At 64.8% G+C, this 10541-nt stretch carries 11 protein-coding genes and 1 riboswitch; of the genes, 10 read left to right on the top strand and 1 reads right to left on the bottom strand.

Going from position 1 to position 10541, the window contains the following annotated elements:
* Window positions 1–233: 233 nt before the first annotated feature.
* Window positions 234–320: riboswitch (cyclic di-GMP riboswitch) on the top strand.
* 413 nt (window positions 321–733) lie between these two features.
* The 3 genes from NUV99_04615 (at window position 734) to NUV99_04605 (ending at window position 3369) form a co-directional block, all read left to right on the top strand.
* Entirely contained in the window at window positions 734–1162 is a 429-nt protein-coding gene (locus tag NUV99_04615; protein MCR4419402.1) for a hypothetical protein, read from the top strand.
* On the top strand, window positions 1144–1323 hold the full coding sequence (locus tag NUV99_04610; GenBank protein MCR4419401.1) for a hypothetical protein: 180 nt from the start codon (window positions 1144–1146) through the stop codon (window positions 1321–1323). Before NUV99_04615 ends, NUV99_04610 begins: the two co-directional genes overlap by 19 nt.
* Window positions 1324–1590: 267 nt before the next feature.
* Window positions 1591–3369 (top strand): FapA family protein, encoded by a 1779-nt coding sequence (locus NUV99_04605; GenBank protein ID MCR4419400.1) that lies wholly within the window; start codon window positions 1591–1593, stop codon window positions 3367–3369.
* 38 nt (window positions 3370–3407) lie between these two features.
* On the opposite strand, the gene NUV99_04600 is transcribed toward NUV99_04605, so the two are convergent.
* Window positions 3408–5093, bottom strand: a complete 1686-nt coding sequence (locus NUV99_04600) for a copper amine oxidase N-terminal domain-containing protein (GenBank protein ID MCR4419399.1) — start codon at window positions 5091–5093, stop codon at window positions 3408–3410.
* 529 nt (window positions 5094–5622) lie between these two features.
* Between NUV99_04600 and NUV99_04595 the strand changes: the two genes are divergently transcribed.
* The 7 genes from NUV99_04595 (at window position 5623) to NUV99_04565 (ending at window position 10529) form a co-directional block, all read left to right on the top strand.
* Window positions 5623–6123, top strand: coding sequence for a nucleotidyltransferase domain-containing protein (locus NUV99_04595; GenBank protein MCR4419398.1), 501 nt, complete (start codon window positions 5623–5625; stop codon window positions 6121–6123).
* Entirely contained in the window at window positions 6120–6542 is a 423-nt protein-coding gene (locus NUV99_04590) for a HEPN domain-containing protein (protein MCR4419397.1), read from the top strand. The genes NUV99_04595 and NUV99_04590 overlap by 4 nt, the downstream gene beginning before the upstream one ends.
* Before the next feature lie 279 nt (window positions 6543–6821).
* Window positions 6822–7535: a VTT domain-containing protein gene (locus NUV99_04585; GenBank protein ID MCR4419396.1), complete on the top strand. Its 714-nt coding sequence runs from the start codon at window positions 6822–6824 to the stop codon at window positions 7533–7535.
* Between the two features lie 59 nt (window positions 7536–7594).
* Window positions 7595–8293, top strand: a complete 699-nt coding sequence (locus tag NUV99_04580) for a BON domain-containing protein (protein ID MCR4419395.1) — start codon at window positions 7595–7597, stop codon at window positions 8291–8293.
* Between the two features lie 123 nt (window positions 8294–8416).
* Complete coding sequence (locus tag NUV99_04575) at window positions 8417–8689, top strand: autorepressor SdpR family transcription factor (protein ID MCR4419394.1); 273 nt, start codon at window positions 8417–8419, stop codon at window positions 8687–8689.
* A gap of 90 nt (window positions 8690–8779) precedes the next feature.
* On the top strand, window positions 8780–9475 hold the full coding sequence (locus tag NUV99_04570; protein ID MCR4419393.1) for an SdpI family protein: 696 nt from the start codon (window positions 8780–8782) through the stop codon (window positions 9473–9475).
* A 121-nt stretch (window positions 9476–9596) separates the two neighbouring features.
* Window positions 9597–10529, top strand: coding sequence for a DUF2889 domain-containing protein (locus NUV99_04565; GenBank protein ID MCR4419392.1), 933 nt, complete (start codon window positions 9597–9599; stop codon window positions 10527–10529).
* The last annotated feature ends 12 nt before the right edge of the window (window positions 10530–10541 follow it).

Below are 10541 nucleotides of genomic sequence, written 5' to 3'. Positions count from 1 at the left end.
CCCCCCCCCCCCCCCCCCCCCCCAAGGTAATCAACCCCGTGCGCCCTATCTTTCGCTGCCCGTTTCCCAGCCTGGCCCCCACACAACTCCCCCGCGAACCGACTTAAGCCCCATTAAAGGGAGCGAACCCTCCAGGATTCCTGCCGCCGCAGGGGGCTTGCGCTTCGGGTTCGGCTTACAATTTCACCCGCCGCCGTAGTTTTTACTCTTTGCCCCGACAAAGCTAACCTCGCTACCGCTAAGGGCAAACTGTCCGAAAGGGCAGGACGCAAAGCCATGGGTCTACGGCCTTACAAGGCTATGATCGCCAGGCTGCCGGAAAGCGCCGCGGCTCTTATTAAGCTCTAGATCTTGCCCCAGTCTTGCCGGCAGCCGTCCTATAACTGCCGGCTTGTATTTTTCTACGCGAGGAGCGGCTCTATGGAATGGGAAACGGTTAGCTACTTCCTCGAAAAGATCAGGGCGCACAGCGAGGACCTCTTTCGCCACAGCCTAAACGTGGCGAACCTGGCCCTACATATGGCCGCCGAACTGGGGCTGGAAGCGACCACCTGTGAAGTGCTCCTTTGCGCAGCCCTGCTCCACGACCTGGGCAAGATAAGAATCGGCACCCATATTCTCAACAAGCCCGGACCGCTTTCGGCCGCCGAGTGGGAAGAGATGAAGCGGCACCCGGCCTGGGGCGCCGCGATGCTCGCCGCCACCGGCCAGCAGGACCCCCCTTATCCTCGACCTGATCCGCCTGCACCACGAGCGCTGGGACGGGAAAGGATACCTTGGCTGCCCCGGACCGGAGTTGCCTCTGCCGGCGCGGATTCTGATCCTGGCCGATGCCCTGGCCGCCATGACCGACCGCCGCCCCTACCAGCGAGAAAAGAACTGGGGCCGGGCTCTGGCCGAGGTTAGCGCCTGCGCCGGCACCCAGTTCGACCCGAAGCTGGTCCGGGCTCTGGCGGCAAAACCCTACTGGCTGGCCGAAAGCCACGCTGCCGCTGCCGGCACAAAAGTGGTCCTGCAAGAGGAGAAAAGGTGGCTGGCGTACCTGGACACGTTTTCTCATCCGGCGGCCCTTTACCTGCGGGCGGTGCAGCAGCAGCGGGTGCGGGCAGCGGAGGAAATGCTTGCGGAGGGCCCCTGCGGCGCGTGCTGCCGCGGCCGGTAAGCATCGAACTTACGGCCGGCGACGGCCGTTCCTACCCGGCCGAAATCCTCGTGCTCAGCACCATTGAGCTGGGCCTTCGCACCGAGGCGCCCTTATCGCAGAACTATACCGTGCACCTTTTTCCCGGCGTAGACCCTCCCCTACCGTTGAACTCGATCTAGGCCTCCTGGAATTCCTCGATTCTTCCGGTGCGGGGGCCATCCTGCGCGCCGCCGAGCGCCTCTTCTCCCGGGGACAAATCTTGCGGCTCGCCTCCCTGCCGCCGGAGATCAAGGAAAGCTTGGACCTTATAGGGGTTTTTAGCGTACTCGAGACCATGGAAAGAAGAGCCAGGGAGAGGAAGGAAGGGTCCGGTGGTGGCCAGTAGCGAGACGCCAAAAGCGCCTCAGGCGCCACAGTTTCCCTTGGCCGGACCAGAGTCATCGGCCATGCCCTTGGCCTGGGTAGAGGACGGGAAGGTGCGGGTGGTGCACCCGCCGGACGGTCCTTACCCGGTGCTGGTGCCCGCCGACGGGGTGGAACTGCTGGTCAACGGCGTGCTCCGGGAAGGGCCCACCCCGGTGAAGCAGGAGGACGCAATCGAACTCCGGCCTCTGGTTGACCAAAGCCCGGGAAGCTGGCGCCTGGAGGTCGCGCCCAACGGTCATGCGGCCAAGCTCGTCGTGCGGCCGCAGGTGGTATACCGGCGGGAGATACCCGACCTCCCGCCGGCGGCCCAGCTTAAGATCGTTCCCCATACGCGCGAGCTAAGAAGCCCGCCGCTGACCCTGGAGGAGCTCCTCGAGGAACTGCGCCGCCGGGGAATCTGTTACGGCGTCGACTGGCAGGCCTGCGAGCAGGCCGCGCGAACCGAGGACGGAGGAGAATTCACCGTGGCCCGCGGTACGCCGCCGGTTCCGGGGGAGCCGGCTCGCCTGGAAGTTTTCTTTTCCCAGGCAGAGAAAGTGCCGGTAGAGGCCGATCCGGAGGAAAAAGTGGATTTTCGCCGCCGCTTTTCCTTCACCTCCGCGGCCCCCGGCTGCGTGCTGGCCAGGAAGATACCCCCAAGCCCCGGACGGCCGGGACGCGACGTTTACGGGGCGGTGCTGGCTCCGCCGGAGCCCCCGGATTTCCAGTTGCTGCCGGGCCCGGGTGTGGAGATAAGCGCGGACGGGCTGGAAGCCGTGGCCATCCAGGCAGGACGGCCCTACCTTCAACGGCTGCGCAAGGCGGTCCGGCTGGGGATATTGCCCGTGCTGGAGCATCCGGGCGACGTTGACCTCAGATGTGGCAATGTTTTCTTCCAGGGCGACGTGCGTATCCGGGGAAGCGTGCAGGAGGGCATGGAGGTGAAGGCTACCGGGCGGGTGGAGATACTCGGGCAGGTGGCTTCCGCCACCATTGAGGGTGGAGCCACAGTAGTGGTGGCCGGTAACGTCCTGTCCTCCGCGGTAGTCGCCGGCGGCAACGCGGCTTTCTTTGGCGAAATTCGCCCCCGGCTGGAAAACCTCCACCGCGAGGTCGCCAATATAGTCGCCGCCATGGAGCAGGTCACGGCCAACCCGGCGTTCAAGACCGCGGACCTCAAGGCAGGCATAGGCCCGCTCCTGCTTCTCCTACTGGAAAAGAGGTTCCAACGTCTGCCTCTCTTGGTTCAGGCCCTGGACAAGAGTATAAAGGCGCTGCCGCCGGAAATGCTCCCGGAGCCCCTGGCACCGTTGCTACGCGAGATGGAAAGCCATTTCATCGTTTCCCCTCTGAGTGTTAGGGAACTGGAAACCCTGCGGGATCTTCGAGAAAAGATAAAGGAATTCCTTGATCAGCCTTACTGGCACGCTCCCGGCGACGACGCCGACCTGGTGCTGCGCTACGCCCTGGGGTCCGTCCTGGTTGCCACCGGTAACATTAGAATTTTGGGCAAGGGATGCTACAACTGCTCGGTCCGCGCGGGAAAGAAAGTGATCGTCCGCGGGGCGTACCGGGGCGGCGAGATAAGGGCGGGAGGAGACGTGGCGGTAGGCGAACTGGGCTCTCCGGCCGGCATCGAGACTACGGTAGTCCTGCCGGCCAGCGCCGCCGCGCGCATCGGCCTGGCCAGGGAAAACGCGAGGGTTCAGATAGGTAGTTGCACTCACCGCTTTGACCGGGAGGAAACCGGCGTCGAGCTGCGCCTGGATAAGGAGGGGAGGCTTAGCGTGCGCTACCAGACCGCTCTTTCTCCGGACTGATCTGACTTTCGTATTTTCCCGGGCGCCAGGAGCGATCCCTACCTTGCCGGGCGCAAATCCGCTGTTGCCCTCGGCGCGTCCCACAGGAGATCGAACCCCAGGGCTGCGGCCAGCTCCCGCAGGGGAACCACTACGGCGGGTCCACTCTCCGCTGAGGTCAGGTAGAGCCGCCAGACGCTTTGGCCGCAGCTCACGTCCACCCAGGCGGTTACCTCCTCGCCGTAAGGAGCAAGACCCCCGGAGGCGGCCGCATCGGCCTCCCGGTAGCCCGGACGGACCGCAAACCACTCCACCCGGCCGCCCAGGGCGGCCACCGTGGCCCTGAGCGGCACCATTACCCGCCCCTGCCCGGGGTCCAGGTAGGCTTGGTGGTTGCCGAGGTCCAGCTTTTTCCCGTCCAGAGTGAGGGTGACCGCCCGGCCCCGGCGAACGACGCCGACTTGCGCTGCCGCCAGCGCCCTTTCCAGCTCCGGCGGAACCCGGTCCAGGCCGCGCAGGAAGACCGCCGTTTCCGGCCCCCGCCACTGCACGCGGTAGCCGAAGAAGCGCCCCAGTTCGGTCCAGGGCAGCCTCGCCGTGCCGCCGACCTGCCGCACGGTTCCTCCCAGGTCGAGCATGGTGCCGTTGACCCGGGCCTTATCGTCGCCCAAGGCCACGGTGAGGTTGAGCTCCGCCCGGCCCAGGCGCCACCGGCCGGGCGCGAGCTCGGTCACCGCCACCCCCAGCCAGTCCCGCAGGAAGCCCGGGCTGACGTGGGTAACCGGGCTGCCCCAGCGGGCCTCCCCGATCAGCAGGGGCTGATCCGCCGGAGAACTCCGGCGGCCCTCATGCAGCCCCTCGCCGGCGGTCCAGACGAACACGCGACCGCCACAGTACCCTACTGCCTGCGGTTCCCAGGCCTCTTCCGGCAGGATGCTGACCGGCACCATGGTCTGGCTGCCGCTTTGTACCACCAGCAACCACGCGCCGGGCCCCAGGCGGCCGGGCGAGCCGTCTAATTTGGTGCCCAGGGTTTCGGTCAGAGTAAAGGTGTAAGTGAAGCGGTCGCGCTCTACCGGCACGGTGGCGATCAGGATGGCCTCGGGCACCGGGTAGGGGTAGGGCGCCGAAGGGATGGTCATAGGCGAGTAGCTGGGCATAATCAGGATATGGGCTTCCTTGGCCCGGGCCACGTCCGAGCTAACCGTGACCGGCTGGCCCATCCGCAGTTGCGAGGCACTCACCCGTACCCCTTGGGCCGGCACGAAGTAGCTCAGGGCCAATTCTTCCAGTTCCCGGCTCACCTGGGGATCGGTTACCCGGTAGCAGCGGTCGCCGTCTTCCGGGCAGATAATGACCCCCTGGTAGAGAATCAGGGTGATGCAACCCCCGTCCCGAAGGGTCAGCCTTACCCGGTTCAGGAACCAAAGAGCGGGCTGGTTCTCTCCCAGTTCCTGGGCAAGAGTAGATTCCGGCCCCAGGGCGGCCAGGGCCTGCCGGTAGAGCTCCAGCAGGCGCTTAATCTTCTCCCGGTCCTCCTCCAGATCGGGGAAGAGCGGCCGGAACTCGGTGTCGGAGCGGGCAAAATCCACCCTTGCCAGGTCGCCCACCTCCGGCGCCGCCAGATCGGCCGCGCGCGCCGGGCCGCCGGGTGAAGCAAGGACGATGGATAACACTAACAGTACCCCTAACGTTAACGCCGCCTTTCTCGCCGCCACGGTAAACCCAAAGCTCCTTGTAGCCACAGCACCCGTCGCCCCCTTAGTCGGTGTTTGGTTAGCGGCGCCACAGCAGGCGCCGGAAGAAATCGCCCAGGCGACCCGCCCCAGGCGCGAACCCACCTTCGCTCTCGCCATCTTTGCCAGCACTGCGGCGCCTCCCAGCAGGTTGTTCACAATGGTTCCTACCACATTGACGCTTGCGGTCGCGCCGGGGGTTCCGGGTAGGTTTCGCTCACTAAATACCTTGCCTCCCGGGGATCGAAGCCGAACTTGGGCCGGGCCAAAACCACAAAAAGAACAACGGCCGCCGCTGCGTGCGAACCGGCCTTCGCTTTCACCATTTTGCCCACCCCGCCGGCACCTCCCAATAATTGCTTCCTCTGTGTTCTTGGACGGAAAGGCGTATAGACTTGTTCCGCAGGGAGCCCCTTCGGGCCGGCACCGAAGCAGTCTGCCCTCGCCAAATGAGACTCGGATATGCTCGTCGAGACTGAGGCGGAAGTTGTCTGGCTCCTGCCCGCCCGTTTTGTTAAAATGAAGGGGGGTGCAAGGGGTGCCCGGCAGGCTGCAAACCACGTTTGCACGTCTTTTGGAGGCCATAGTCCAGGCGGCGCGTGAAGTCTACGGCGAACGGCTGGTGTCTCTGGCCGTCTTCGGCTCCGTGGGACGCGGGACGCCGCGCTTCGATTCGGATATCGACCTGCTGGTGGTGGCAGCCGGCCTTCCCCGGGGCCGGCTGGCCCGGGTACGGGAGTTCTCCGCCGTAGAGGCGCGCCTGGCGCCGGCCCTGGCCCAAGCGGCCACCGCCGGGGTGGACACGGTGGTGAACCCGGTGTTCAAGACCCCGGAGGAAGTGGCGGCCGGCAGCCTCCTGTTCCTGGATATGGTCGAGGACGCCCGCCTCCTCTACGACCGGGACGGCTTCCTGGCCGGGTATCTCGCCCGGTTGCGGAAGCGACTAAAGGAACTGGGGGCGAAAAGGGTGCGCCGGGGCGGCGCCTGGTACTGGCTGCTCAAGGAGGACTATAGGCCAGGGGAGGTCTTCGAGATATGACCAACCGCACCCTGGCCCAGAGCTACCTGGAGAAGTGCAAGAAGCGCCTAAAGGTCCTCGAGGTCCTACTGGCCGAGGAGGCCTATTCCGACGTGGTGCGCGAGGCCCAGGAGGTGGTAGAGCTGGCGCTTAAGGGCCTCCTGCGCCAGATCGGGGTGGAGCCGCCCAAGCAGCACGACGTCGGCGGCCTGGTGGTGGAGTTCAAAGACCGCTTGCCGCCGGTGGCGGCCCGGCGGGCCCAGAAGCTGGCGACCATCTCCAAGTGGCTGCGCAAGGAACGCGAGTTCGCCTTCTACGGCGACGTGGACTTCATTCCCACCGAGGAGTACACCCGCCGGGACGCGGAGCGGGCCTACCGAGACGCCCGCCTGGTGGTAGAGACGGCGGAAGCGGTAATCGCCCCGGCTGGCAAAACCTAGGTGCCGCCCCGGCGGCGCTGCGCTGCCTTTTTCCACTCCTCCCGCGACCGGCCCTCAATGGTGACTTCAGTTTCAGGAAAGCCCCTCTTTGGATCTCCCTGCAAGTAGGCACCCCCCTCCCGGGATCGCGTACATCTCTTGGTGTGGGCATCATTGAGCGTGGCGGCTACGGCCGGAACCGACTTCGGTCTAACCGGCCGCACAGGCCCCTGCGAATCTCCCTTTGCCCCACCAAATCTTGCGTCAATTTCGGGCACAATGCTAAAATAGCGGCGTAAGATGAGATGCTATTCCCCAAGCACTAAGGCACCGGCGATCGGCCGGGAAGGGAGGCTGACCCCGGCGGAGGACTTTCTGGCCAGCTTTGGTCCTTACGCCCTATTTGCCGGTTTCGCGGCGTTAGGGATGGGCATCCCTCTGCCCATGCTGGTGCTTTTCGGCTCCCTCGGGCTGATGGTAGACAGGGGGGTCCTCAACCAGGCGGAGGCGGTAACCCTGGTATTTGCCGCCACCGTGACGGGAGACACGGCCGGCTACCTCCTCTTCTACTTCGGGGGCCGCATTCTGCTGAACCGGATCCTGAAGCGTTTTCCCCCCATACGGCCGCAGGTAGAGAAAGTAGAGAGCTGGTATCGACGGTACGGGCTCATCGCCATAGTGGTGTTTCGCTGGATAAACTGGGGCCAGGGACAGGTCATCTGGCTGGCCGGGCTCAGCCGCCTGCCCGCCCCCCGCTTTGTACCGGTGATGGCCGGGGTTAACCTGGCCTGGGCGACCGCCTGGAGCTACATCGGCCTCGGCTTTATCACCCTCCTGCAGAGACTGGCGCCCTGGTTTCTGGCCGGCGCGCTGCTGCTCGTCGCGGGCCTACTGCTGTGGCTCTACCTGGCATGGCAGGGCCGGCTGCCCGCGCCCGCCTGGCTACGCACGCTTCGGTCAGCCCTGCAGAACCTCGAGCCCTCGCTCTCCCACCCCGGTGAGCGGCGAGAATAACCTGCCCGCTTCGCATCCATGTTAAGGCCGAGAGCCTGCGAGATGCGGAGGGAGACAGAATGTCCAAGAAGGATCGCCGCCGAGGAAACTACCGGGAGCCTGAGACTCTTGCCGACACCCACCGGCCGGCAGGTCCGCCCCAGAGCCGAGAATCTGCCTCCCAAAAGGCACAACTGGAAAGCGAGAAGCGGCAAGGCACCCGCAAGGACGTTAAGCGGCAGATGAGCTACAAGACCGGCCGCGCGGAATGGGACGAAAAGGCTCAACTGGAGACCTCTCGCACCGCCGACCCCGCCCAGGAACTCCTGGATGCCGATAAGGACCTTCGAGGATACGGGCTGAAGGCCGAGGTCCGCGGCTCTCGCGCTATCATAAGCGGAGTGGTGGACACCCTGGCCGAAAAACAACGGGCGGAAGAGCTGGTGCGGCAGATACCCGGGGTGCAGGAGGTGGAAAGTGCGATCGCCCTGAGTACGGACGGGCCGATCGACGATCGCGCCGTGGCCCGCGAAGTGCGGCAGGAGTTGGCGGCCGCACCGGGAGTGGACCGTCGCCGCGTGGGCGCGGAAGTACACGCGGGCACCGCCGTGCTCAAGGGAACCGTTTACGATAAACAGGAAGCCCGGACGGCGGCCCGGGCCGCCGCCAAGGCCCGGGGGGTGCGCCGGGTGGTTAGTCACCTGCGGCCGCCCGAACCGGAAGACGAACTCGAGCACCTCTTCCACCAGCAGGTGCGCAACGACGGCGAGCAGCTGTAGTCTCAGTCCCGAGAAGGCCTTCCGGTAGCGCGGCAACCGGGGATGCGAATCTCTATTGACGGCACGAGGAAGGGGTACTATTATATTGTTAGATGTTTGGCTAAGTATCTAAGGGAGGCCTTCATGGTTCAGCTCAGCCTGGTATTCAAGTGCCTCTCCGACCCCACCCGCCGCGAGATCTTGAGGCTCCTGCGCCGGCGTGACCTGACGGCCGGGGAGATCGCGGAGCACTTTCCCATCAGCAAGCCGAGCGTCAGCCATCACCTGGGGATGCTTAAGCAGGCAAACCTGGTACTGGACGAACGGCGCGGCCAAAATATCGTTTACTCTCTAAACACTACCGTGTTTCAAGAGGCCCTGGCCTGGTTGCTGGATACGTTAGATAGAAAGGACTAGAAAACCGGGGGGCGCAGCGCGGCGGGTGTGCGAGATGGCGGCTCAAGAGCCCGGGTGCTTCCAAGTCCGAGGTTAGGAGGGGTGATCGAAATGGCCATCAATCACTATGATCGCGAGGGATACCGCGTCTCCTGGGAGACCGTAAAGCGGGACTGGCCCCTGTGGGCGCTCCTGGTGGCGTTGCTTGCCTTTGCCGTGTGGGCCTACCCGCAGCTTCCCGAGCTCATGCCCAGTCACTGGAACCTGCGCGGAGAGGTGGACGACTATGTAGGCAAGGCCTGGGGGGCCTTCTTCTTTCCCGCCCTGATTGCGGGCATCTACCTGGGGATGCTGCTCCTGCCTCTGGCCGACCCGCGGCGAAACAATTATGGTAGATTTACCGGCGTGTATACCTGGTTCCGTTGGCTTCTGGTGCTGTTTTTCTCTGCCGTATACCTGGTTACCATCCTTTACGCCCTGGGCTTCCCCATGGACGTGGGGCGGGTCATCCAGGTGGGGATAAGCCTTCTCTTCCTGCTCCTGGGGAACTTCCTGGGCCAGGTGCGGCACAACTACTTCGTAGGCGTGCGCACGCCCTGGACCCTGGCCGACGAAGAAGTATGGGCGAAGACGCACCGCTTCACCGGAAGGCTATTCGTGCTGGCCGGTTTGGCGGGCCTGGTCACCGTGTTCGGGGCGCCGCGATCGCTGGCCTTTGCCGTAACCGTGGGGGGGATACTGGCCGCGGCGCTGGCCGGCACGATCTATTCCTACCTGCTTTTCGCCGCCAAGAGGTCTTCCCCCTAGGAGCACCAGGGCGGCAGCCAGTGGCAGCTAGTTCGTTCACCCGGCAGGAGACCTGCACCCGGACAACGAATTGGAAAACCCGTCGTGGTACCCGTCTTGGCAGACAAGGAGGAAGAGCTCGATGCCTGGTCTGAACCACCAAGAACCCCCGCCGGGCCAGCCGCAGGTGTATCACCGACAATTGGTGGCAGGGCTCTGGGCAGTGCGCGATCGGGAGCTGGAGGTGCGGGTGCACCGTCTGGATGCCTGGTCCGAGCAGGCAGTTAGCGTAGTGGTGGGCATACGGGACTTTAGAATCCGGCGCGCGGCCCTGGCGGTCTACCGGGATGCCTCCGGCAAGGCCTTTGGCACCGAGGAGGTGCCGGAACTCTGCGGCATTACCGCCTACCTGGGGGCGGCCAAGGAATTCCGGCGGGCGCTCGCGGGCCGGGAACAACTCGATACCTGGGTAGATCTGCTGTTAGAAAGCGTGAAGGCCCTGCTCCAGGGTGAGCATTGCGTAGCCGTAAAGCGGGGGTATGCCTCGCTCGAAGCCTACGAGCGCTATTTTCGGGAAACGTTCTCCGGCACCTGCGTCTACTACGCCTTACCGCCGGAGCAGGTCCGGTCCTGGCCGGTCTACCTGGCGGGCCAGTGCCGCGATCGCTGTTTTTTCATACGGTCCCGCACCACAAGCCTATGGCTCGCCGAGGAACACCTGGTTACTTCTACCCTTGTAGATTCCTATCAACAGCTAATACTACGGCTGGAGCTGGAACCCGGTGGGATGGTCCTCCGAGCTAAGGCACACACCACCCGAGCTCCGGATCCCGCCTGCGGCCTGGCGGCGGTGCAGGTAAGCAGACTGGCAGGCCTTGACCTGCTGGCTCTGGACCGCCACCAGATCGGCGAACTGCTGGCAGGACCTCGGGGTTGCATCCACCTGGCCGATCTGGCGGTCGAGGCGGCAACCCTGTTGCGCTCGGTCCGGGAAATGCACATGCAGGCCGGAGCCGACACAGACGCCGCGAGACCAGAAGCTGGTATTGCAGCCCGGAGGGCAGACCGTCCCTGAGAACGCGGATTC

Source organism: Clostridia bacterium (assembly GCA_024653205.1).
In the GTDB taxonomy this organism is placed as follows: domain Bacteria; phylum Bacillota; class DSM-521; order Neomoorellales; family SLTJ01; genus JANLFO01.
The sequence above is the reverse complement of the archived record's forward strand: the minus strand, read 5'-3'. Positions and strand labels throughout refer to the sequence as shown.

Excerpts from the sequence above, each read along its gene's own strand:
- NUV99_04570 (MCR4419393.1), top strand. The coding sequence starts at position 8,780 with ATGGCCATCAATCACTATGATCGCGAGGGATACCGCGTCTCCTGGGAG.
- NUV99_04565 (MCR4419392.1), top strand. The coding sequence starts at position 9,597 with ATGCCTGGTCTGAACCACCAAGAACCCCCGCCGGGCCAGCCGCAGGTG.
- NUV99_04590 (MCR4419397.1), top strand. The coding sequence starts at position 6,120 with ATGACCAACCGCACCCTGGCCCAGAGCTACCTGGAGAAGTGCAAGAAG.
- NUV99_04575 (MCR4419394.1), top strand. The coding sequence starts at position 8,417 with ATGGTTCAGCTCAGCCTGGTATTCAAGTGCCTCTCCGACCCCACCCGC.
- NUV99_04585 (MCR4419396.1), top strand. The coding sequence starts at position 6,822 with ATGAGATGCTATTCCCCAAGCACTAAGGCACCGGCGATCGGCCGGGAA.
- NUV99_04605 (MCR4419400.1), top strand. The coding sequence starts at position 1,591 with ATGCCCTTGGCCTGGGTAGAGGACGGGAAGGTGCGGGTGGTGCACCCG.
- NUV99_04580 (MCR4419395.1), top strand. The coding sequence starts at position 7,595 with ATGTCCAAGAAGGATCGCCGCCGAGGAAACTACCGGGAGCCTGAGACT.